Source organism: uncultured Chloroflexus sp., from assembly GCF_938091255.1.
Classification (GTDB): Bacteria; Chloroflexota; Chloroflexia; order Chloroflexales; family Chloroflexaceae; genus Chloroflexus.
On sequence record NZ_CALLJH010000030.1, the window covers coordinates 19,551 to 43,455 of the forward strand.

Sequence of the window (23,905 nt, forward strand, 5' to 3'; positions counted from 1 at the left end):
GCGGGGCGATGCAAGGCATCGCCCCGTTATCATTTCGCAGAGGCATGACGTTTGCGGCGCTCGCAGACCCCAACTGGATAGCCAATCATTTTGGCTGTATCACCTGCCAGCCTGATCAGTGGTACCAACACCAGCGCGGCTAGCCGTTCGCCGAACGGTCTCCCGCGCAACTTGGGCCAGAGCCGGCGATAGGGGGCGTGGGTGTAGGCGGCCACCCCCAACCCAACCAGCGCCCCCACCAGCGCACGCAGGTGCGGCTGGCTGATCGCGATTCCCAACAGACCGCTGAGCGCAAGATACACCGCATAGCGCAAAGCATGGCGTTTGGGCCACAACCCGGCCCGCCCGTCGCCGCGGGCATAGAAATAGTACTGGCGAATGAAGGCACGTAACGTGGATCGCGGCGCGAAATGGACCACCGCTTCTGGGGTGAAGACGCGGCGAAAGCCAGCGCGCTCAACCGCTAGATCAAACAGCAGGTCTTCGCAGTGGCTGGCCCATTCGGGGAACCCGCCAACAGCTTCCCAAACCTCTTTCCGAAAAGCCATTGATTTGCCGAAAGGGAGGAAGGTTGCCGGATCGATCTCACTGCTGCGGCGATAATTGGTTTCACCGAGCGCCAATGCAAAGAGTGAGCGGGGAGTGGGGTGGAAAAAGCCGCCAACCAGATCGGCTTCTCCTGCCTCGATGGGGGCTACGATGCGCGCTAGCCAATGCGGATCGAGGGTTAGCCCGGCGTCAGTACTCGCGATAATCGGGCCACGGGCATGACGAATGGCGTTGTTGCGGCCCGACGAGATGTTGTGCCCACCGCGCACCAATTTAATCTGCGGGTAGCGTGCAGCGTAAGCGGCGACGATGGCCGGCGTTTCATCAACGCTCTGGCAATCATTGATCACAATCTCGTCGGCGGCGCGGGTTTGGGCCAGCATTGAATCAATCAGCGCGGCGATATTATCAGCTTCATCGCGCACTGTGCAGATGATCGAAACCGATTGATGTTCGCTCGTCATTGCGCAAAGGCTTCTGGTACAATATTCAATAAGTCTCTCCGTACCTATTGTACCAGACGAGGTTGTCATGACGAACTTGCACGGATTTGAGCTGCTGCGTGATGAGTTCATCCCCGAACTTAATACGCGCGCTCGCCTGTATCGCCATCTTAAGACTGGCGCTGAACTCCTCTCGTTAGAAAACGACGACGAAAATAAATGTTTTGGCATTACCTTCCGCACGCCGCCCCGCGACTCAACCGGCATTGCCCACATTCTCGAACACTCAGTGCTCTGCGGATCGCGCAAATATCCGGTTAAAGACCCCTTCTTCACCTTGGTGAAGGGATCGGTGCATACCTTCCTCAACGCGATGACCTACCCGGATAAAACGACCTATCCGGTAGCCAGCACCAACCTGAAAGACTTCTACAATCTGGTTGATGTCTATCTCGACGCGGTCTTCTTCCCGCGCATCACGCCCGAAGTGCTCAAGCAAGAGGGGTGGCACTTCGAGCTGCCGGCGCCTGATGCGCCGCTCACCATCAAGGGTGTGGTGTACAACGAGATGAAGGGGGCCTATTCATCGCCTGATAGCCTGCTCTACCGCTATTCTCAGCAGTCGCTCTTCCCCGACACCACCTACGGCTACTCGTCGGGTGGCGATCCGCAGGTGATCCCCGATTTGACCTACGAGGCGTTCAAGCGATTCCACGAGACGCTCTACCACCCTTCGAACGCGCGTATCTTCTTCTACGGCGACGACCCGCCGGAAGAGCGGCTGCGCAAGCTCGACGAGTATCTTAGCCAGTTTGAGCGGATCGATCCACCTTCGCACATCGAGCCACAGACCCGTTTTAGCGCGCCGCGCGAGTTTGAGTACACCTTTAGCGCCGATGGCGACAACCAGAAGGGCATGGTAATGCTCAACTGGTTGATTGACGATAATCGTGACCCGACAGTGTTGATGGCGCGCGAGTTGCTGAGCTATATTCTGTTGGGGAACGCGGCGGCTCCGTTGCGTAAGGCGCTGATCGACTCGGGGTTGGGCGAAGAGGTGGTCGGCGGGTACGAGAGCGATTTGCTTCAGCAAACCTTCTCGGTAGGAATGAAGGGAATTGATCCGGCCAATGCCGCACAGGTTGAAGAGGTCATCCTGCGCACACTGACCGATCTCGCCGAGCAAGGGATCGATTCCGAGACGATTGCGGCGGCATTCAACACCTTTGAGTTCAGTCTGCGCGAGAATAACACCGGCAGCTTCCCACGTGGCTTGGTGCTGATGCTGCGCGCGCTGGGCACGTGGCTCTACGACGATGATCCGATTGCGCCGTTACGATTCGAGGCGCCGTTGGCGGCAGTGCGCACGATGGTGGCAAGTGGCGAACGCCTCTTCGAGCGCCTCATCCGCGAGCTGCTGCTCGACAATCCACACCGCACCCGCGTGACCCTGCGGCCCGACCCTGAACACGCAGCGCGCTTGGCCGCAGCCGAGCAGGCTCGGATCGACGCCTTCGCCGCGACCCTCGACGACGCCAAGCGTGCGGCGCTGATCGCCGAGACGCAGGCGCTGGCCGAGTGGCAGCAGATGCCTGATCCGCCGGAAGCAATTGCCGCCATCCCCACCTTGCGCCTCGCCGATCTTGACCGCGCTGTCAAGCACATCCCGACCGAGATTGACGAGCGGGGCGGGGTGCGTCTGTTGCGCCACAATTTGTTTACCAACGGAATTGTTTACCTCGATCTCGCGTTTGATCTGCGGGCCTTGCCGTCACACCTCTTGCCCTACGTGCCGCTCTTTGCCCGCGCCTTGACCGAGATGGGTACGGCGACATCCGATTTTGTACGCTTATTGCAGCGGATCGGGCGGGAAACCGGTGGTATTTATGCAGCCACGATGACGGCCACCGACATTGTGACCGCAGCACCAGTAGGGCGCCTGATCGTGCGCGGCAAGAGCACTGTCGCCCAAACGATCGAGCTGTTGCGGCTGTTGCGCGAGATTCTGCTGACGGTGAATCTCGACAACCGCGAACGCTTCCGCCAGATCGTGCTGCGCGCACGCGCCAACAAGGAATCATCACTGGTGCCGGCGGGAAATGCGTATGCGCGTCAGCGCCTCGCCGCCCGCTTTGCCCCGGCTGAGTGGGCCGACGAACAGATGGGTGGCGTCTCTGCGATCTTCTTCCTGCGCGAACTTGAGCAGCGGGTGCAGCATGACTGGCCGAGCGTGCTGGCCGATCTCGAGGCGGTGCGGGCAGCGCTGATCAACCGACGCGGCTTGGTGGCGAATCTCACCCTTGATGCCGATAACCAGCAGGCTGTGTTGCCTATGCTGACCGCCTTCCTCTCTGAGCTGCCAGACGCCGCTTACACGTCGGTACATTGGCCGGTGCGGAGCGTTGATGGTGGCGAGGGATTGATCATCCCAGCACAGGTGAACTACGTCGCAAAAGGGGTTAATCTCCACGCGCTAGGTATTCGGCCAAGCGGTGCAGCAATGGTCGTGCTGCGCCATCTGCGCATTGACTACCTGCTCGACCGCATCCGCATTCAGGGAGGGGCGTATGGCGCCGGCGGCAACTACGACCGCAGCACCGGCTTGTTCATCACAACCTCGTACCGTGATCCCAACCTCTTGCGCACGCTCGATGTGTATGACGAGATGGCGGCCTTCCTGCAAGAGACGGCGCTCGATCCGGTGACGGTTGAACGGGCGATTATCGGCACGATCGGCGATATGGATGCCTACCAGTTGCCGGATGCCAAGGGCTACACGGCGCTGGTGCGCTACTTGACGGGCGTGAGCGATGAGTATCGCCAGCAGATCCGCGATGAGGTGTTGGCAACCACGCCGGCTGATTTCGTGGCTTTTGCCGAAGCAGCGGCGGCATTGCGTGATCACGGACAGGTGGCAGTCTTAGGTTCCGCCGAGGCAATCGAAGCGGCCAATCGTGAACGGCCCGGTTTGTTAACTCCGATCAAAATCTTGTAGGTAGATTGGCGATATGCCTGTGACTGTGTAGAGACGTTGCATTGTAGAGACGTTGCATTGCAACGTCTCTACTTGAGAGATGTTGCGTTAGTGGGAAAGAGCAGAGCGGTAAGGAGCAACAGGGTTGTTGCCCTCATACGGAGGAACCTATGCCGACTAGCGATCCAACCAGCTCGATCGGATCTATTGCTTACGAGGCCACGATTGCCGATCTCCAGACAGCGATGGAGCGTGGTGCGCTCAGCGCTGAAGCGCTGACGATGGCCTGTCTCGAGCGGATCGAAGCCCTCAATCGGTCAGGACCTTGCCTCAATGCCGTCATTGAGGTCAGCCCGTCGGCACTCGAAACGGCGATCGCGCTTGATACTGAACGTGATACACGTGGGCCGCGCGGCCCATTACACGGCATTCCAATTCTGCTCAAAGACAACATCGACACGCTTGACGATACGGCTACGACGGCTGGATCGCTTGCTCTGCTCGGCTCGCGTCCGGCGGCGGAAGCGACGGTTGCGGCCCGCTTACGTGCGGCTGGAGCAGTGATCTTGGGCAAAGCGAATATGAGCGAATGGGCCAACTTCCGCAGCACCGCGTCGTCGAGCGGATGGAGTGCGCGCGGTGGGCAGGCGCGTAATCCGTATGTGCTCACGCGCAGCCCTTGTGGGTCGAGTTCGGGGTCGGCAATTGCGGTTGCGGCCAGTATGTGCGTCGCCGCGCTCGGTACCGAAACCGACGGCTCGATCTCGTGTCCGTCAGCGCTATGTAGTGTGGTAGGGATCAAGCCAACTGTCGGCCTAACCAGCCGAGCCGGCGTGATCCCGATCAGCTTTACGCAGGATACGGTTGGCCCGCATGCCCGCTGCGTCGCCGATGCTGCCACCGTACTCGGCATCATCGCCGGGCCTGATCCGCGTGATCCGGCAACGGCAGCCGCAGCCGGTCATGTTCGCCCTGATTACCGCACCTGCTTGCAAGCCGATGCATTACGCGGGGCGCGGATTGGGGTGGTGCGCAGCGATCGCTTTGCCTGCTTTGGTCGCCATGTCGAACGGGCCTTTGACTATGCGTTGGCAGCAATGCGCGATGCTGGGGCGCATATCGTTGACCCGGTGAAGCTATCGGAAGAGGTACTGGCGTTCAGTGAAGCTGAGCTAACGGTGCTGCTCTACGAGTTCAAGGCGACGTTGAACCGGTATCTCGCCGAGCGCATCCCTGATCCGCAAGCAACCACACTGGCGCCGCGTTCGTTGGCTGAATTGATTGCCTTTAACGAACAGCATGCTGAGCGCGAATTGCGCTTCTTCGGCCAAGAGCTGTTGTTGCAAGCGATGGCAGTGGGTGATCTCGGCGATCCGGCTTACCAACAGGCGCTGGTGGCTAGCCGCGATGAGGCGCGGAAGGCGCTGGATACGGTGCTCTATGAACAGCAGCTCGATGCTCTCGTAGCGCCGGCGACCGGGTTAGCATGGCCGATCGATCTGATTGGCGGCGACCGCTACCTTGGCGGTAGTAGCTCATTACCAGCGCGGGCCGGCTACCCAATGGTGACGATGCCGGCTGGGAGGGCGTTTGGATTGCCGGTGAGCATCAACTTCATCGGTGGGGCGTGGTCGGAACCGATGCTGATCCGGTTAGCGTATTCCTTCGAGCAAGCGACTCGCTTTCGCCAGCCACCCGCTTACCGTGAGCGGATTGAAGGGGACGAGTAGTGGTATAGCGATGCTATGCCACTACCGTACCTCGAATACCTCTTTATCGACCACCTCAATCTCAACCGGATAGTTGCCGGTAAAACAGCCGGTACAGAAGGTGTCAGGGTCGCGTCCGGTTGAGCGGATCAGACCTTCCAAGCTCAGGTACGCCAAGCTATCAGCGCCGAGATGTTGGCGAATGCCCTCGATCGTCATCCGATGGGCGATCAATTCGGGGTAGGTCGCCATATCAACGCCGAGGAAGCAGGGATGGCGGATAGGTGGCGATGAGACGCGCACATGCACCTCGCGCGCACCGGCCTCGCGCAGCATACGCACAATCGGGCCGCTAGTATTGCCGCGCACAATACTATCATCGACCAACACAACTCGCTTACCGTTCAGATTATCGGTTAGCGCATTGAACTTGAGTGCAATGCCCAACTTGCGTAGCCGGTCATCGGGTTGAATAAAGGTGCGGCCGATGTAACGGTTCTTAATCAAGCCTTCCGAATACGGAATACCTGATTCTTGCGCATACCCGATCGCTGCCGGCGTCGCGCTGTCAGGGACGGCGATCACCACATCGGCGTCGCACGGCGCTTCACGGGCCAATTCACGGCCTTGCGCCACCCGCATGGCGTGCAGCACCTTGCCGTGCAGCATACTGTCGGGGCGGGCGAAGTAGATGTATTCAAACAGGCAGGCGGCGGTGTGCAGCGAGGGTTGGCGGGCAATGACTTGCGGCCCATCGAGGGTAATCTTCAGAATCTCACCCGGCTCGATCTCGCGCACAAAGTCGGCGCCAATCGTGCCAAGTGCGCAACTCTCGGAAGCGACCACCCAGCCCTGTTCGCCGAGCTGGCCGAGACAGAGCGGGTGCAGGCCCCACGGATCACGCACCGCGTAGAGCGCATCGCGGGTGAGCACGGTCAAACAGTACGCACCTTGGGCACGCACCATAAAGACCTTCAGCTTCTCTTCCCACGTTCGCCCCTCGCCACCGGCCAACATTTGGGTGATGACTTCACTGTCGCTGCTGCTGGTCAACCCGACACCGCGCTGCAACAGTTCACGGCGTAACGAAGCGGCGTTAGTGAGGTTGCCGTTATGGCCGACGGCCAGCGGCCCTAGTGCGCTTTCGACGACGAAGGGTTGGGCATTCTCGAGCTTCGAGGAACCGGTGGTCGAATAACGGGTATGACCAATCGCCATATACCCACTGAGCGGGCGCAACTTCTCCTCATCAAACACTTGCGCCACTAGCCCCATATTTTTGTAGTATCGAATGCTGCGACCATTGCTCACCGCAATGCCGGCACTCTCTTGGCCGCGATGCTGGAGAGCATAGAGGCCGAAGAAGGTTAGGCGGGCGACATCAGCGTCGGCGGCGACGATGCCGAACACGCCGCATTCGTGACCCGGTTTGTCATCAGGGGTGGCGGGATCGTCTGTTTTGCCGGCAATGGTATGATTACGATCAGCTACGCCCGATAGCGATTGATCGTCCATGGAACATCATCCTCCTGCGCGCAGGGTTGGGGACACGTTGCAACGTTGCTATCTATGGAAAGTATAACACGGATCGCTATGGCATCATTCGACAGGACGCCGCCGCAGACCGGCATATCATGGGGAAAGGGTTGCCTCCTAACGGTCATCATGGTGGTTGCGTTAGGGATTGGCGGGGTTTTGCGGCTGGTAGAAATTGGTGTAGGTCTGTTCGATTCGGGGGGGATTGGCCGCGCAGTTGTGATCTGGATCAGCCTAATCGTGGGCTTGATTGCTTTTGGGCTATGGGCCAGCCTGACGCGCGGCGTAGTGCGCGCTGCGGCACTGCGCTGGCTGGCGGCGCTGCCATTACCGGCCATGCTCGCGTTCACGACCTTGATACCTTCGGCGGAAAGCCAACTGATTGCGTTAGCTCAGCTTGGTCTCAGCTTGCTTTATGCACTCGCTCTGATGCTGCTTATTCGCCAGCCAGTGCAATGGAGGTGGACGCCGGTTGCCGTGAGTACAGGGTTGCTGGTGACGTTGCCATGGCTGGCGATTGGCGCACCCGGTTCGTGGCTGGATGTAGGACTGGCGTTATTGCTGGGTGCGGTTGTGGGTTGGGCTGGCGGGCAGGTGCTGGCGTGGCAACCGCCCATCAGTTGGCAGCGCGCTGAGGTTTCCTTCAGGGTATGGCTGCTCGAAGGCGCGGCGCTCAGCCTCTTGTTGTTGCTGCTAAGTCGGACATTAGGGCCGAATTATACCGCAGCCATGTTTCTCTTTTGCGCCCCGGCTGGTGGCTGGCTCTGGCTGGCACTCGGTCGGCAGGCAGGTCTGGCCGCTGTGACTCCGATCTCGGCACTATTTGGTACATTCTTCTTTGGCGTACCGTTAGCTTTCACTGATCCTGATGTCATGGTGGCGCTCCTGCTTGCTAGCAGTTTTCCCGAAGGGTTTCATTTGGCGATCGTAGCTGCTATCGGGCAAGCCTTGTTAGCATTACTGGCTACGCCGGTGGCACTGTTCGTGGCGAATCAGCGAGTTCATACTGTGGGTGCCGGCTTCGTTGCAGTAGGCGGATTGGCGCTGCTCATCGGCGGTGGTCGGGCAGCACCAACGGGCGACCGCCTGTTCGTGGTCTTGCGCGATCAGACTGATGTGAGCACGTTGGCGACAATTGCCGATTACGATCAGCGACGCATAGCCGTGTATCAGCGGCTCACGGCCCACGCCGAGCTGACACAGGCTGATCTACGGGCAACACTCGATTGGCTTGGGGTGCGCTACACGCCGTATTACCTTGTCAATGCGTTAGAAATTGAAGCTGATCTGCCGCTGCGCCTCTGGTTGCAGAGCCGGCCAGAGGTGGCAGCAGTGATGCCGGCGCCGCACCTGCGGCCATTGCCGGTTGCGCCGTCGCCGGCAACGGGTGATCAGCCGCCGCCGGACTCGCCGCCGTGGAATTTAACGATGATAGGTGCGCCAGAGGCATGGGCGCTGGGTGTGCGTGGTGCAGGGATTATCGTTGGTCAAGCCGATTCGGGCGTCGAGGTCGACCATCCTGAATTGAGCGATGCCTACGCTGGTCGTTTAGGCAATGGTGTTGACCATACGTACCACTGGCTTGATCCATGGACAGGAGCGACCGCGCCGTATGATCTGGGCGGTCATGGCACCCACACCCTAGCTACTGTGCTGGGAAACAGTGTTGGCGTTGCCCCGGACGCCCAATGGATTGCTTGTGTCAATTTAGCACGCAATCTTGGTAATGCGCCGCGCTACCTCGATTGTATGCAATTTCTGTTTGCACCTTATCCACCCAGTGGCGATCCGATGCGTGACGGCGATCCCATCCGGGGGGCGCACGTGTTGAACAACTCGTGGGGGTGCCCGCAAGACCTTGAAGGTTGCACTCCTAATTCGTTACAACCGGCAGTACGTGCACTGCGAGCGGCTGGAGTATTTGTTGTCGCTAGCGCCGGCAATGACGGCCCGGCGTGTAGTTCGCTCAACGCGCCATTGGCCATTTACGACGATGTGCTCACGGTTGGGGCGGTGGATGCTAATGGTCGGCTCGCGCCGTTCAGCAGTGTTGGCCCGGTGCTGAGCGATGGCAGCGCGCGTGTCAAACCCGATCTCGTTGCACCGGGGGTAGACATTCTCTCGGCCTTTCCCAACCAAAGTTATACGCGAGCAAGTGGTACCTCGATGGCCGGGCCGCACGTCGCTGGCGCAGTAGCCCTGCTCTGGTCGGCGAATCCGGCGCTAATTGGCGATATTGAGACAACCGAACGCATCTTGCGCGAAACCGCCCGGCCCTACACTGCCGCAGATAGCGAGCGGTGCGGGGCTGGCAATGGCGCCGGCGCGGGCATTCTCGATGTGGCAGCGGCGGTACGGCGGGCAATTGGGCGATGATCGGATTGTTCGCCTGATGTGATACACTCATAGTATGAACCATCGCATGCCGTCACTCATCCGAACAGTTACATCGCGTTACCAGCGCACTGCATTGGCATTTCTGATCTTGCTCTCGCTGGTGACGCTAGTTGTTGCGCTGAGCGCGCTGGGTGATGCAACGTTGCGCGCCGAGTGGCCGCGTTTGGCCGGGATGCTGGCGTGTCTTGGTGTAATGCTGGGATTGGCATGGCTGACCCCGCTGCGCGTCTTGACTACGTGGGGGCAACTCGCGTTGATTGGTCTTGAACTAGCGGCGGCAGCCGGTGCGCAACTGCTCACGGCGGCGCCGTTGATCGACTACATCTATCTTGTGCTCGTGTTACAGGGCATTATGCTCTTTCGGCCATGGGTGTGGGCGATCATGGCAGTTGGGGTCTGGGCCATTTGGGCCGTTGTACGCTATCAGCTCTCAAAAGACCTGCTTGGCTGGTTGCAGAGCAACCTTGTGATTGCGTTTCCGGCCACGTGTGCGATTATTGCCGCCTTCATTTACGCTCGTCACGTGCATCGCAGCGAACAGATGCAGGCAATGTTGCAGCAGATGCAGCAACGCTATGCCGCTTTATCTGCCTTTCTGCGCGATGTGCAACAGCGTGCAGCACGCGAAGAACGGCAGCGCCTGTTACATCTACTCGCGAGTGAAGTGCAGCAGGCGTTGGTGAATGCCGAGCAGAGTGTCACCGCCGCTTTGGCGATGGCGCAGACGAACCTTGGCCGGGTGCAGGCCGTGATTGATGTCCCACGAGCGGCGGCGGCGAACGCGATCGAGCGTTTGCGGGCCACGGTGATGGCCTTACGCTATCAGTCGGGGAGTGACGAGTCGCCGCCGCGTCTGGCGCTGACTGGCGCCATTGATGAGACCTTGATCGCGCCGCGCCCGAATCACATACTGGCATGGCTGTTACCGTCGCTCTTTGTCTCGTTGTCGTTGGGGTTGGCGTTGCTGCAACCGCACCCTTTGTCGCTGGGGGCATTGCTCTGGTTGTTATCGCTCGGCGGCTTGTTGATTGTGACCAGCGCATGCACCCAACAGGTGCGGCATGCCGTTTTTGTCCAACTGGGATTAGCGGCACAAACCCTGACAATTGGGCTGATGGCGGCTATGACCAATCTGTTGCCGCTACTCTGGGGGTTGTTGCTGGTGGCATGGCAAATGGCGAGCCGGCTGTCGCTCTTGCAATGGCTCAGGTTCGTAGCAGTGTTGCCACTCCTCCTCATAGTGGTAAGTTTTTGGCAGCCATTCGCACTTGACGTAACGACAACAGTAAGCTTGCTGGTGGCAATGGTGCTGGTGAGTGCGCCGTTGTTGTTGGCTCGCTATCAGTTGCGCCGTCGTCAGCAGGTCGAGCAACAGGTTAAGTTCCTAGAAGCGGAGATGCAGCAACAAGCTAACGAGGTGCATAAGATTGCTGTGGCAGCGGAGCGGGCGCGGCTGGCGCGTGAGATGCACGATGATCTTGGCTCGAAACTGGTGTTGATCAACTTGACGTTGCAAGTTGCTGCCGAATTAGCTGCCGAAGATCCGGCTGCGGCCTGCGATCATTTGGCGAATAGCCGTGAATTATTGGGGAGCGCGTGGCAAAGCTTGTTGGCCGTCGTGGATGCTGAACTTCCGGTAGGTGCAACCCTGACCGAAACCTTGCGCCAGTTGGCAAGGCAATGTGCCCAAAGTACACGCGCACGGGTGGAATTGGACATACAGGGTGAGGTTGATCATCTGGCAGCCCCGGTTATTCATTGTCTCTATCGTACTGTCCAAGAAGGTTTAACGAACGCCTGCAAACATGCGCGCGCTGACACGATTACCGTGCAAGTAAAGGTTGAAGGCGGCTGTGTGGTGGTAACGATCACAAATAACGATTGTCCTGATCGCGTGCTGCTGCCGGTTGATCTGGGCAGTGGCAGCTTTGGTCTGATCGGGTTGCGGGAACGGGCCGAGGCGCTCGGTGGTGGTCTTGAGGCCGGGCCGTTGCCCGCAGGCGGCTGGCGGCTGCGCTTGGTGTTGCCGGCTGAAGATGAGGCTTCACTATGACGATACGTGTCCTCATTGTTGATGACCAGCCGCTGATTCGCACCGGTATCGCAACGTTGCTGGCTCGGAAAGCGGATATTGAAGTGGTTGGGCAAGCTGGCAACGGTCGTGAGGCACTAGCGCTGGTGGCAGAGCTTGATCCTGATGTTGTGCTGATGGATGTGATGATGCCAGTGATGGACGGCGTTGAAGCGACGCGACAGCTTGCTGCCCGTGGCCCGCGACCGCTGGTGATTATGCTCACTACCTTCCACGATGATGAGCGCGTGTTGCAATCGATTGCCGCTGGCGCGCGCGGCTATCTGCTCAAAGATGTTGATCATCGCACACTGGCCGAGAGTATTCGCACGGTTGCTGCCGGTGGCGCACTGATCCACCCCCAGATTACTGCCCAACTCTTGCCGCGTCTGAGCCAGTTGGCTACCGCTGCGTCGCCGCCGGCTGAACCGCCTGTTGCTGAACCGGCGATTGCGCTGACTCCCCGCGAGCGCGAGATTCTGCTGCTGTTGGCGCAGGGCTATACGAATCAAGAGATTGGCGAAAGGCTTGCGCTTAGTATCGGCACGGTCAAAAACCACCTCAGTGTCATTTTTGCGAAGTTGAACGTGCGTGACCGTACCCAAGCTGCGTTGTGGGCACGCGAGCACTTGCGGTAGCATTGCTGGTAAAAATGGTGAGAGCGGAAGTACCACGAGCGCACTCGATTGCTGACAGCGCGCGGCAAGGTACTTGCCACGCGCTGTAGACAGTGATGTTCGTCCAGTATGATCCGCATCACTTCATGATCACCGCCATCAGCACACGATACGTCGGCGGTGCAAACGCACCTTTGGCAGTATACATCACCGAGTTGCCGGCGCTATCGGTCGCGGTGATGATTAACCTCACATCAGGCCAATTGCGCGGGACGCTCGCTAGCCAACGTTGCCGGTTGAGCGGATCTTGCGTAAAGGTCAGCGGCATCCACGTCGCGTTGTCGGCGGCAAGATAAACACCGGTAACTGCAACCTCAGGATTGCTCGGATTGTCAGGATCGCTGACGATAACCTCAATTGGGGTGGAAATACTCTGCAACCCGGCATCTTGCCCAGCGATACGTACTCGTTCGATCACCGGTGGATTTTGATCGGCCAAGGCTGTACTCGCTCCGTCCGCCTCTGGATCGGTGTAAATCACCTGATAGACCAGTTGCGTGTAAGGGCGCAACGTGCCGGTCACGCCGTTGGTGGCGCGGAATTGGGCTGCTGTGCTAATCAGGGTATCACGCTGTGAGTCGCCGCTGCCGGTGCTGCTATAGCCGAAGAAGCGATCGGGCACCCACACCCCGATCCCTGCGCTGAAGTCGGGTTCGATAGTCGTTGTAATCAACGGGGTGGAGGTCTCGGTCACAATTTGGGTAACGGTTGGGTTGAAGTTCTCGACAGTGTTGTACTGGCCACCAAGGAAGATGATATCGCGCACCACTAATGGCTGGTGATCGTCATCATCACTACCCGATAGCGCCGTAATATCGTAGGTAAAGGCAGGCAAACTCGGCATCCCGATCAGATTGTTGTCAAAGACGGTTACCGTTGGCGTGACGTTAAAGGTGCTGGCGAGCAAGAAGGTGTCGGTGATGGTGAAGTTGCCGGCAGTGAGCTGTACCGCTTGACCGGTGCGGGTTGGGCGAAGGTAGTTGGCATCGTAACTGATCGTAAACGTGATCGTGCGTGTCAATTGACTGCCGGATGTTGGGATGGGTGCAGTGCGATCATTGATGGGTAGTTCGGCATTGAGATCTTCAACTGGTGCCGTGAGCGGATTATCTACCAAGATTCGCTTCCACGGCAGCCCGTACAGCGTGGTGATCAAGAGGATTTTGTAGTCGTAAGCGTTTAATCCGGTTGAAGTGCGCAAATAGCGCAGCTTGGCCTGCACCAGTGCGTCGCCGATGTTGCGTCCTACGTAGGTGATGCCGTTGGTGGCAGATGGATCGGGACGGGTTTCATTCCGCATCAGTTCTTGAGTCAGCAGCGCTGCCAGTCGTTCACTGTAATCAACGCCGTCGAGCGTACCGTAACCATAGCCGGTGTTACCGATCCAGTTGCCGGCATGACGGTTGAAGGCTTGGGCAAAGTCGGCAGCGTAATAGTCGAGCGGGATGTCAAGTGTCTGATCTATCGCTCTTGCCGGCACATTGTAGCCGCTGTGACAGCCCACCGAGTAGTAGATAGTGTTGTAGAAGAAGCCGGGGCATTCCACTGGGTAGTAGTCGCATATCGACGATACACCCTCGTATCCCGTTATTAACACGCGATCAGCCGGGAAGTTAGGAGACCTGCTACTCTCGACTGCTGGGATAAGTTGCCAGTGATCAAAGTGGGCATTGAGCGAGCTGAGTAGCGTGTTCGTGCGCGAAAAGATACTTAATGGCGCGCTGAAGAAGCCGGTAGTCCTGAGTGGTTGCTCAAGCCATGTGTTCTCGAAGGCGGTGCGATCCCATAAGTTGCTAATGAGTGGCCGTTTGGCAAGTGAGTTAGCCGTGGCTTGGTTGAGGGTGCGTGAAATTGCTTCCGCACCGTCGATCAGAAAGTCATAGCCGGTAAGTGAGATGCTGTATGAAGAGATTTCTGGGTCTACCCGAAGATCGATATTCGTCTCACTGTAGGATCCCGGCACATTGCGGCGCAGAAAATCGGCGATTTCACTCGGTTGCTCGACGATCCGGCCAATGGCTAGTTGGGGCACGAATAATGGGAACCCATAGAAGCGGTATGGTCGGTCAGTGCCATACGGGTTATCGCTCAGCAACATCCGGTTGCGTAGCGCTGCACCAAGCGGGTTGTCGGCTGCGATCAGGCTATTGCCGTTGCTCCGCGTGTCGATGCTCTTTAGATATTCTAAATAATCGGCCTCGTTGGCAATGGTGGTTAGATCGGGCAGACGGAAGAAGGGGATGATCTCGTCGCTCCCGATCAAGACAATATGCCGCACGTTGGGGTAAGGCGTCCTTTGATTCGTCTCATTGTTGCGTGTATTATCGTTGTTAGCTATCATCTGGTACCGGATGCGCACTTCACCCGAACGACCATTGCCGGCGGGGGCAATCGCCGCTTCGATCACGTGGTCAATGATACTGGCAAGGTAATTGGCGTAGAGCGGGTTGCGCTGATTGGCCGGTTGCGACCAGTCGCTCAGCAATTGGTTAAATGGCGTTGCGCCGCTGCTGGTGATGACCTCAAGATTGGCGAGATCGATAACCGCACCTTTTTCTCTGATCAGTGGATGTTCTGATGCGCCCCAAATGAGGGTCTGCGTATATGAGTACGATTGTTGCAAGGTTGACGTAATTGTAGTGATACTCGTCAGATCGTTGGTATACACCTCTTGCATGCGGGCGGAATTGATGATGTAGAGAGTAGTGACATTGTCGTCGGGTGTGTCAGTCAGAAACTGTACGTGCGGGGCCGGGCCAAGTGATTGGAGCGTACTGCGCTGGAGCGTAATGGTCAGCCGGTACGGTCGGGAACTGATTTGACCGGCATTGGCCGGCGCAACCGCTGCGAAGTATAGCCCCGGTTGCCAGACGATCGTCTCGATCCGTTCATCGCGGTTGGCAAGGTTGGCACTGATTGAAGCAATCTGGCCACCAATCGAGGCAATCTGGCCGCCAATCGAAGCAATCTGGCCGCCAATCGAGGCAATCTGGCCGCCAACCTGTGTTACACCCTCCAAACCGCGTTCGCCGGTATCGAACTCAAAGCTGTCGGTCGCACCACCCTCGCCAGTTGCCGGATCAATGCCGCCACCGAAGACCAGATCGTAATCGGCGTCTAAGTTAGTTAGATCAATAGTCACCAACGAACCGGGCGCGTCAACCACAAAGGCGAAGTAGTCAATATCACTTGACGAGGCAATAATGCCATTGATCGACTGCCGCCAGCTATCGGTGCGATCAACCGCGATGCGCTGAGCGTTTGCGCCGGGTTGGAGGATGCGATTATTTGGCTCGATCTCATTAAGCAGCGGCAATTCGGAGATGCTAGTGAGATGGATCGGTTCGGATTCGGCGGCAGTAGCCGGGGTGAGTTGTGGCGTCAGCGCGAACGGCGTGAGCAACATCACCATAACTGTCAGCACGATCAGGAGGCGTGACATAAGAATGCTCCTTCCAAGTTATGCAGGTAACGCCACGGCGAAGGTGAGATCGCGCTGAGCATCAAGTTCGGTAAAGATGGCGATTGCTTCGGCGCGAGCGATGGCCGCAGTAGCATCGTCGTGACGGGCGAGTGCCAGCCGTGCTTGCTGATATCGAACTTTGCCTAACTCATAGCGATTATCTAGTTGGGCCAAGGTGGAGCTGCTGCGGGCAAAGAGATCTTCTGCAACATCAAGATCGCCGCATGCTAAAGCTATCTCGCCAAGCACACGATCAGCAATTGCCGAGTCGTCGGCTTGGCCGAGTTCTTCTGCAATAGCCAATGAACGATGAGCGTTAGCGCGGGCTTGAGTAAGATCACCCAAGGCCAACGCCGCTAAAGCGGCTAAGCGCAAGACTTCGGGTAAGAAACTGCGGGCATTGATCGCTTCGAGATCGGCAATTGCCGCCTGAAACAGTTTGAGCGCCTCGGCAGCGCGGTCTTGATAGAGTAGCACTTCGCCGCGGTTATACTTTGTTACTGCAACCCCGAGGCGTGAACCGAGGTGGGCAAAGAGTTCACTGGCTCGCTGGTACAATGCGCCGGCCCGGTCGAGTTGGTTACGTCCTACTAATACTACCGCCAGATTGTTGGCCGTGCGAGCCGTGGCTAACACATCGCCAATGTTTTCTGAGATCGCCATCGATTGCTCGAACACGGCAATAGTCTCGGCCCATCGTCCGGCTTGGGTGTAGACGCGGCCAAGGTCGTTGAGCACATCACACAAGCCGGCTGGCATATTTGCCTGTTCGTAGAGGGTGCGCGCTTGGTTGAGCGTTTCGATCGCTTGGGCGCGGTCTCCTTGATCATTGGCAATATTACCGATAATCTTGAGCGCGCGCGCCTGATCGGTGGCGCTGCCGTTTTGCGCCGCCAATTCGTAGCCGATCCGCGCCCATTCCATGGCATGGGTGTAATCACCGGTGCGGTACGCGATGCCGGCGCCGAGAATGTAGCAGCGCGCCGTCTCTGCTTGCAAGCCGCGATGGGCGCGGGCCATGCCTTCGGTCAACCGATCGAACGCGGCTTGATAGCGTGAGCGCCGCTCTTCCACTGTGGCCAGCATGCGGTGCATACGCAACCAGCGTTCGCTGACCGGTTCGTCTCCTACCGGTAGACTGAGCTGCAGCGCCTCGTGGAAGTGATGTTCCGCTTGATCGTATTCACCCAATACCAGATGTAGTTCGCCGATCGCTTCATGGATCGCGGCCACGTGATCGATCAGTTGCGCAGGCGGTAAGACCGTCGTTAGCCGTGGCGCGATGTTGAGCGCGGTGGTATACAGGGCGAGCGCGTCGCGGTTGGCGAAGCGCCGGCGGGCTTGCTCGGCAGCTTGCACGTGATAGCGCAAGGCAGGTTGCCACTCTTCGGCTTGCAGAAAGTGCCATGCCAGCACGGCGTACTGTTCTTCGAGCTGCTGGGCTGCGATGGTTTCGATCCGACGGGCAACACGGGCGTGCAGAGTGCGGCGGCGGGCGTAGAGAATCCCTTCGTAGGCGACATCGCGCAGCAGCGCATGGCGGAAGATGTAGGCTAAAATCCGCTCTTGCTGGTCGGCTTGGATCAATTCGCCTTCAATCAGGCGTTGGATGCTCTCGTCCAGCGCAGGTGGGTTTGAATACACTCCTTCCACCACCGGGCGCGGAAAGCGACGCCCAATCACTGAAGCAACCTGCACCAGCTCTTGGCGCGGTTCGTCGAGTCGGTCAAGTCGGGCGATCAGTAGACCTTCGATGCTGCGCGGCAGCTCGATTTTCTCGATTGGTTGCGTTAGTTGCCATACGCCGCTTTCTGCGTTGCGCACCAGTAAGCGGTCACGCACTAACGCGCGTACCAACTCTTCGATAAAGAAGGGATTGCCTTGGGTGCGCTCGAGTAGCGGCAAGATATCGTTGGGCGGCGGCCCGCCAAGGAGCGCTGCGAGCAAGGCTTGGCTATCGCTTAGCGGCAATTCGCCTAACTCGATTCGGATGGTGTTGGGGAGCGTTTCCCAAGGTGTAGGCGATGCCATTTCGGGACGGTAGGTGAGGGTTAAAGCGAGTGCTCTGCCCTGAGCGGCTTTGCTGAGGCGTTCGAGCACTTCGAGCGAGGGTGAGTCGGCCCAATGGCAATCTTCGAGCACCAACAAAACTGGCTCACGCTTAGTTGTAGCGAGAAAAATATCAACGATTAGCTCTTGCAGCCGGTCGTGCCGTTGTTGAGGCGATAAGCCGGCGGTGAGCGGCGTATCAGCCAGTGGCAGGCCGAGCGTATCAGACAGCAACGGTGTAAACCGGCTGGAATCCGGCACGAGCCGTTCGACGCGGGCAACCGTGTCAGCAGCTAATTGGGCTGGTGCGGCGCGCAGGTCAAGTCCTAGCGCATTCGTCAGCGGCGCGCGAATCGTGGCGTAGGCGGTGCGCTGTTCGTAACTCTGGCAATCGCCAAACAGGATCGTAAACGATGGTACATCTTCGGTCGCATGATCGTGTTCGGTAGAAGCGATGACTAAGCGCTGGATCACCTCCTCGGCTAGGCGAGATTTACCGGCGCCAGCTTCGCCGACAATGGCAATCGTCGCGCCTTGCCCGTTCAACGCTGCTCGGGCTGCCGTTAACACACGTGCCAATTCGGCATCTCGCCCGATCAGTGGCGCAACCGTCAACTGTTCGAGGTGATGGCGCGTGGTAACTGTGGCAATCTGTACTACCTTGGCCGGTGTGACCGCTTCACGAAACCCCTTGAGGTGCAGCGGTGTTCCTGCCTCAAGCACAAATTGACCTTCGATGGCTGTCTGCGTGCTTGGTGAAAGGTAGATCGCGCCGTCAGGCGCAGCGGCCATCAGACGAGCCGCGAGATTGACCGCCGGCCCCATAACGGTGTATTCATACCGCGTTGCTCCGCCGACCCGTCCGGCAAAGACGGTACCGGTATTGATACCGATCTTCTGGGCCAGCGGTGGCGTAGTCGGGCCGAGTGAGGTGGCAATCTCGGCGTTGACTTCAGAGAGTGTCTCGCGCAACTCGATTGCACAACGCACGGCCCGCGTCGGGTCGTCTTCGTGAGCAGTCGGTGCTCCGAACAACGCCATCAACTTGTCGCCATGGGTGTACATATCGACTTTGTTAATGATGCCATCGTAGCGATGCACGACTGCCTGCACGCGCCGGTAGTAGGCGTTGAAAACGGTAGCGGCTAGGTTAGGATCAGAATCGAGCACCGCAAGGTAGTGGGAAAAATCGTGGACATTGGCAAAGAGTACGGTAACCGGGCGAAACTCACCTAACTCGCCGGCAGCAGGGTCGAGAAAGCGCCGGGGCAGGCGATACACGAGGTAGGGTTGCAATGCCGCTAATTGGTGGGCCAAGCGATTGAGGGTGGCCAGATCGTTGGGGCCGTCGAGCGGTAATGGCAGTGGCGGCGCAATCATAGCTTGGGTAAAGGCTAGCTCATGGAGCCGATAAAATCCATCGCGCCGCGCCTCAATATGCGGCTGAGCAAGCAATCGGGCCGTTTGTTCCGTAATCACCACTTCACCGGGCGCAGCAATCTCTTGCGCGAGGGCCACCCGGTTCACTTCCGGCCCGGTCACCACCAGTTCGATATGGCTCTGATCACCGACTTCGGCGGCAAAGACACGTCCGACATGCACGCCAACCCGCAGCCGCAGTGTAAAGGTTCCGGTCCGGGTTTCAAGATTGGCGAATTCAGCCATGCGCGTTTGCATCGCCAAGGCCGCCGTACAAGCCGCGGTCGCATGCTGATCGCCGAGTGTGGCAGCATCGAAAAAGACAGTCAGGGCATCGCCGCCAAACTTGAGCAGCGCCCCGCTCCGTGCTTGCACTTCATGCAGCAGCGCGGCAAATAGTCGGTTGACAACTGCTGAAACTTCTTCGGCTCCTTGCCGGCCAAGCACCGATAACCGTTCGGAGAGAGCAGTGAAGCCGGATAGATCGGCAAAGAGGAGCGATCCTTCCCAGAACGCACCGGTGGTGCGTCCGGGTTGCGGATCGGCGAGTTGGCTCTGCACAATGCGGGCCGGAATGTAGGCAGCGTGGGCGGCCAAGCGTGCGCGTAGATCGCGCCCAAGGCGTGCGCGCATCGGTAGGGGCAGATCGTTGACCGCAGTAAGCTCAGCAATCTGCTGGTCATCAAGGTGAATGATGAGATCGTGCCATTGCGTCAGCGAACCCGTCATGACGGCTTCCATATTCGACCTCGGCGACGTGAGAGCCGTTTGTATCTATATCTGTAAACGAATCGTCGCCGAAGATTGTTTCGCGGTAATGTATTCATCATGTTCGGAATAAGTGTGCTCAGCGGTTAGATGGTTTATGGTTGTGCTCTCATTGTGCAACCAAAGTAGGAAAAAGAGAAGAGGCTAGATAGCCTAAGTTGGATAAAAAATTTTTAGTGACCTCTTGACAATATCTCGCTAGGGGTGTATACTCATCGCAATTATTAAAAGTGTAATAATAACACTAATTGGAGAACGTCCCATGGTCGCCCAGCTCTACGAAACGACCGGCGTCACCGCTGCCGAATTAATAGCCGAGATTAACGACTTGCGCCGCCGGCGCAATGCCATCATTTTGGCTCACAATTACGAATACGGCGAGATTCAGGAGATCGCCGATTACGTTGGCGACTCGCTTGGCATGGCGCAGGCTGCCGCCCGCACCAACGCCGATGTGATTGTGGTCTGCGGCGTCTACTTTATGGCTGAAACGGCAGCCATTCTCAACCCGCAGCGCACGGTTCTGATCCCCGATGCTAATGCCGGCTGTTCATTGGCCGATTCGATAACCGTCGAGCAGTTGCGCGCGTGGAAGGCGGCCAATCCCGGCGCGGTGGTGGTGAGCTATGTCAACACTAGCGCCGCCGTTAAGGCCGAGAGTGATTATTGCTGCACGTCGGGCAATGCCGAGCGGGTGATCAATGCGATCCCGGCTGATAAGACCATCCTCTTCTTGCCGGATATGTTCCTTGGCAGCTACTTGCGCCAAAAGACGGGCCGTCCGCTCAAGATTTGGGCCGGCGAGTGTCACGTTCACGCTGCTATCCGCCCTACAATGATCGAGCAGAAGCGGGCGGCGATGCCTGATGCCGAGTTTCTGATTCACCCGGAATGTGGGTGTGTGAGCAGCGCGATGGACTATCTGGCCCGTGGTGCGATAGATAGTCGCGGTACCCATATTCTCTCAACCGAGGGTATGATCGCGCATGCCAGTCGCTCGCCGGCCAGCCGCTTCGTGGTTGCTACCGAGATCGGTGTGCTCCATCGGATGCGCAAGGCTAATCCTGACAAACAGTTTGTACCGATTGATGAGTCGATCAGTTGTCGCTACATGAAGATGATCACGCTCGAAAAGGTGCGCGATAGTTTGCGCGATTTGCGCGAACCCGTCACCGTGCCGCCGGACATTGCCGCGCGCGCGCGAGTCGCGATTGACCGGATGTTGGCGTTGTAGTCGTGGCAATGCACCGCATTGTCGCCGGAGGACTCACAATGCAATCTATCTCTGCCCCGCGGAGTGCGTTACCATCGCTACCCCCAGCTCGCGAACGGCGCGTTGATGTCTTGGTCATTGGCGCCGGCGCGGCTGGCCTGACCGCCGCATTAGCAGCCGCAGCGCGCGGCGCACAGGTTTTGGTGTTGGCCCGTGGTTCGTTGCCGGAAAGCAATTCGGCGTGGGCGCAGGGCGGCATCGCCGCTGCGCTCGATCCGGCTGACTCGCCGGGGATTCACGTTGCCGATACGCTGACTGCCGGCGCCGGTTTGTGTGACGTGGCGGCGGTGTCGGTGTTGGCTCACGAAGCGCCGGCGTTGATGCGGGAATTAGCCGAGCTTGGCGTCCCCTTTGAGCGTGATGCCGATCGGTTTGCATTGGGTTTGGAAGGCGGCCATTCGCGCCGACGCATCGTTCACGTCGGTGATGCTACCGGCTGGGCGGTGACGCAGATGCTGATCGAGCGTGTGCGAGCGATGCCGCTGATTACCGTGTGCGAGCAAGCGCAAGCGGTTGAGTTGCTCACCGCCGGTGAGCGGGTGGTGGGGGCGTTGGTGCGGTTGGTCGGCGGCACGTGGTTGCGGGTGCTCGCTACGGCGACGGTGTTGGCCAGTGGTGGGGCTGGCGCGTTGTATGGCCTCACCAGCAATCAACCTACGGCGCTGGGTGAAGGGATCGCGATGGCGTATCGGGCCGGCGCGGAAGTGGCCGATATGGAATTCGTCCAGTTTCATCCTACGGTTTACCGTACTCGCGATGGGCAGGGCTTCTTGATCACCGAAGCGGCGCGGGGCGAGGGTGGCTTGCTCTATACGCCAGCGGGCCGTCGCTTTATGCCGGCCTACGATCCGCGCGCCGAATTAGCCCCGCGTGATGTAGTGACGCGCGGTATTGTCGCGGCGATGCAGGCCGAGGGGTGCGATCACGTCTTGCTCGATCTGACCCATCTCCCCGCCGATCTGATCGAACACCACTTCCCGACCATCTGTGCCCGCTTGCGGGCCGATGGGATCGATCCGGTGCGCGATCCGATCCCGGTTGCACCGGCGGCGCACTATCTGATGGGAGGTGTGCGCACCGATCTCAGCGGTGCGACTACTCTGCCCGGCCTGTTTGCTGCCGGCGAGGTGGCATGCACCGGCGTGCATGGCGCGAACCGGCTGGCGAGCAATTCGCTGCTCGAGTGTCTCGTCTTTGGCCGCCGGGCCGGCGAAGCGGCAGCATCGTATCGTGGCCGCGCTGTGCCGCCGCCTGACCCCTTGCCAGTGGCGCCCGTGGCTGTGTCGCCACCGGCTGATTGGCGCAACGCGCTAGCGACGATCATGCGCGCGGCGGGGCCATTGCGCCACGGTGATGGCCTGCGCGCCGCCTTAGCTGCGTTGGAGGCATGGCCGGCCAGCGCCGATCTGACTGATGCTGATGCGCTCACGGCGGTTAATGCCGCCCTGACGGCGCGGCTCATCGTCGCTTCTGCCTTGCTTCGCACCGAGAGCCGTGGCGGCCATTTCCGCCTCGATTACCCGCAGAGTGATGAGGCGTGGCGCAAGCATACCATCTTGTGCCGCGGTACATCACCGGTGTTTGTGCCTGCCATTGCGCCGGCGCCAGCGTTGGCCGCCGATTAAGAGGGGCGCGGAGGCGCAGCGGCGCTGCGCCCCTTCATACCCCTTTACACCCTTCTACCCTATACATCGTCGTTTATGATACGAAACGGAACTCGTATGGAACTTCCCCTACAGGTTATTGATACTGTTGTCGCTCATGCGCTCGCCGAAGACATCGGCAGCGGCGATCTGACCACGCTGGCTGCAATTCCGGCGACTGCGCACATGACCGCTCATCTTGTCACCCGTGAAGCTGGAGTAATTGCCGGCTTGCCGGTGGTGGTCGCTGTCTTTCGCCAGCTTGATCCCAGTGTCAAGGTGCTGCTGCACACCGCCGATGGCGTCGCAGTTGTTGCTGGTGCTACGCTTGCCACCGTGACCGGCCCGGCCCGCAGCATCCTCAGTGGCGAACGGGTGGCGCTCAATCTGTTGCAACGCCTCAGCGGGATTGCCACCGTGACGGCCCAGTATGTGGTGGCAGTGGCCGGCACGCGGGCCCAGATTCTCGATACGCGCAAGACAACGCCGGGTTTGCGAGCGCTTGAGAAATATGCTGTCCGGATGGGCGGCGGGCGCAATCACCGGTTTGGCCTGTATGACGGCGTGATGCTCAAAGACAACCATCTGGCCATCCTTGCCGCACAAGGGATCGATCTGGCAACTGCTATTGCCCGCGTGCGCGCGCAGCTTGGGCCGATGGTGCGGCTCGAGGTTGAAGTTGAGAGCGTCGCTGATGCGATCACTGCCGCTGAAGCCGGAGCCGATCTGATCTTGCTTGATAACATGCCGCTCGACCAGCTCCGCGCAGCGGTGCAGGCGGTAGCCGGTCGTGCGCAGACCGAAGCCAGCGGCGGCGTCAATCTGCAAACGGTGCGGGCGATTGCTGAGACTGGGGTTGATTACATTTCAGTCGGGGCGCTGACCCATTCGGTGCGCGCGCTCGATATTGGGCTCGATTACGCGGCGTAATCGC

Annotated in this window: 12 protein-coding genes; 8 read left to right on the forward strand and 4 right to left on the reverse strand. The window is 59.0% G+C overall.

Features of this window, described 5'->3' with window-relative positions; genetic code table 11:
• Window positions 1–29: 29 nt before the first annotated feature.
• The gene (locus Q1A00_RS11165; RefSeq protein WP_298408753.1) at window positions 30–1,013 is read right to left on the reverse strand and encodes a glycosyltransferase; all 984 of its coding nucleotides are present in this window, start codon (window positions 1,011–1,013) and stop codon (window positions 30–32) included.
• Window positions 1,014–1,080: 67 nt separating this feature from the next.
• Between Q1A00_RS11165 and Q1A00_RS11170 the strand changes: the two genes are divergently transcribed.
• Both Q1A00_RS11170 and Q1A00_RS11175 read left to right on the forward strand, forming a co-directional pair.
• Complete coding sequence (locus Q1A00_RS11170; RefSeq protein ID WP_298408743.1) at window positions 1,081–3,987, forward strand: insulinase family protein; 2,907 nt, start codon at window positions 1,081–1,083, stop codon at window positions 3,985–3,987.
• Between the two features lie 149 nt (window positions 3,988–4,136).
• Window positions 4,137–5,696 (forward strand): amidase, encoded by a 1,560-nt coding sequence (locus Q1A00_RS11175; protein ID WP_298490611.1) that lies wholly within the window; start codon window positions 4,137–4,139, stop codon window positions 5,694–5,696.
• Between the two features lie 21 nt (window positions 5,697–5,717).
• Here the strand turns inward: Q1A00_RS11175 and purF are convergent, their stop codons facing one another.
• Window positions 5,718–7,190 carry an amidophosphoribosyltransferase gene (gene purF / locus Q1A00_RS11180; protein WP_298408722.1) on the reverse strand — a complete coding sequence of 491 codons (1,473 nt, stop codon included), beginning with the start codon at window positions 7,188–7,190 and terminating at the stop codon, window positions 5,718–5,720.
• 78 nt (window positions 7,191–7,268) lie between these two features.
• On the opposite strand from purF, the gene Q1A00_RS11185 reads away from it, so the two are divergent.
• Genes Q1A00_RS11185 through Q1A00_RS11195 form a run of 3 tightly spaced genes read left to right on the forward strand, consistent with a single transcriptional unit; the run spans window position 7,269 to window position 12,317 of the window.
• Window positions 7,269–9,587 carry a S8 family serine peptidase gene (locus Q1A00_RS11185; RefSeq protein ID WP_299756809.1) on the forward strand — a complete coding sequence of 773 codons (2,319 nt, stop codon included), beginning with the start codon at window positions 7,269–7,271 and terminating at the stop codon, window positions 9,585–9,587.
• A gap of 46 nt (window positions 9,588–9,633) precedes the next feature.
• The gene (locus Q1A00_RS11190) at window positions 9,634–11,661 is read left to right on the forward strand and encodes a histidine kinase (RefSeq protein ID WP_298408705.1); all 2,028 of its coding nucleotides are present in this window, start codon (window positions 9,634–9,636) and stop codon (window positions 11,659–11,661) included.
• Window positions 11,658–12,317, forward strand: coding sequence for a response regulator transcription factor (locus Q1A00_RS11195; protein ID WP_298408702.1), 660 nt, complete (start codon window positions 11,658–11,660; stop codon window positions 12,315–12,317). The genes Q1A00_RS11190 and Q1A00_RS11195 overlap by 4 nt, the downstream gene beginning before the upstream one ends.
• Before the next feature lie 118 nt (window positions 12,318–12,435).
• On the opposite strand, the gene Q1A00_RS11200 is transcribed toward Q1A00_RS11195, so the two are convergent.
• On the reverse strand, window positions 12,436–15,798 hold the full coding sequence (locus Q1A00_RS11200; protein WP_299756813.1) for a peptidase: 3,363 nt from the start codon (window positions 15,796–15,798) through the stop codon (window positions 12,436–12,438).
• An 18-nt stretch (window positions 15,799–15,816) separates the two neighbouring features.
• Window positions 15,817–20,016, reverse strand: coding sequence for an adenylate/guanylate cyclase domain-containing protein (locus Q1A00_RS11205; protein ID WP_298482168.1), 4,200 nt, complete (start codon window positions 20,014–20,016; stop codon window positions 15,817–15,819).
• A gap of 301 nt (window positions 20,017–20,317) precedes the next feature.
• On the opposite strand from Q1A00_RS11205, the gene nadA reads away from it, so the two are divergent.
• The 3 genes from nadA to nadC all read left to right on the forward strand — a co-directional run bounded on the left by nadA (window position 20,318) and on the right by nadC (window position 23,901).
• Complete coding sequence (gene nadA, locus Q1A00_RS11210) at window positions 20,318–21,289, forward strand: quinolinate synthase NadA (protein WP_298400903.1); 972 nt, start codon at window positions 20,318–20,320, stop codon at window positions 21,287–21,289.
• Window positions 21,290–21,327: 38 nt separating this feature from the next.
• Window positions 21,328–22,953: an L-aspartate oxidase gene (nadB, locus tag Q1A00_RS11215; RefSeq protein WP_298400900.1), complete on the forward strand. Its 1,626-nt coding sequence runs from the start codon at window positions 21,328–21,330 to the stop codon at window positions 22,951–22,953.
• A gap of 96 nt (window positions 22,954–23,049) precedes the next feature.
• A complete protein-coding gene (gene nadC, locus Q1A00_RS11220) occupies window positions 23,050–23,901 on the forward strand; it encodes a carboxylating nicotinate-nucleotide diphosphorylase (protein ID WP_298400897.1) in 852 nt (283 codons plus the stop codon).
• Window positions 23,902–23,905: the final 4 nt, after the last annotated feature.

What these genes read in the sequence shown, in the direction of transcription:
- nadB (WP_298400900.1), top strand. Translation starts at nt 21,328, where the DNA reads ATGCAATCTATCTCTGCCCCGCGGAGTGCGTTACCATCGCTACCCCCA.
- Q1A00_RS11200 (WP_299756813.1), bottom strand. Translation starts at nt 15,798, where the DNA reads ATGTCACGCCTCCTGATCGTGCTGACAGTTATGGTGATGTTGCTCACG.
- Q1A00_RS11195 (WP_298408702.1), top strand. Translation starts at nt 11,658, where the DNA reads ATGACGATACGTGTCCTCATTGTTGATGACCAGCCGCTGATTCGCACC.
- nadA (WP_298400903.1), top strand. Translation starts at nt 20,318, where the DNA reads ATGGTCGCCCAGCTCTACGAAACGACCGGCGTCACCGCTGCCGAATTA.
- Q1A00_RS11190 (WP_298408705.1), top strand. Translation starts at nt 9,634, where the DNA reads ATGCCGTCACTCATCCGAACAGTTACATCGCGTTACCAGCGCACTGCA.
- Q1A00_RS11175 (WP_298490611.1), top strand. Translation starts at nt 4,137, where the DNA reads ATGCCGACTAGCGATCCAACCAGCTCGATCGGATCTATTGCTTACGAG.
- Q1A00_RS11205 (WP_298482168.1), bottom strand. Translation starts at nt 20,016, where the DNA reads ATGACGGGTTCGCTGACGCAATGGCACGATCTCATCATTCACCTTGAT.
- purF (WP_298408722.1), bottom strand. Translation starts at nt 7,190, where the DNA reads ATGGACGATCAATCGCTATCGGGCGTAGCTGATCGTAATCATACCATT.
- Q1A00_RS11170 (WP_298408743.1), top strand. Translation starts at nt 1,081, where the DNA reads ATGACGAACTTGCACGGATTTGAGCTGCTGCGTGATGAGTTCATCCCC.
- Q1A00_RS11185 (WP_299756809.1), top strand. Translation starts at nt 7,269, where the DNA reads ATGGCATCATTCGACAGGACGCCGCCGCAGACCGGCATATCATGGGGA.
- Q1A00_RS11165 (WP_298408753.1), bottom strand. Translation starts at nt 1,013, where the DNA reads ATGACGAGCGAACATCAATCGGTTTCGATCATCTGCACAGTGCGCGAT.
- nadC (WP_298400897.1), top strand. Translation starts at nt 23,050, where the DNA reads ATGGAACTTCCCCTACAGGTTATTGATACTGTTGTCGCTCATGCGCTC.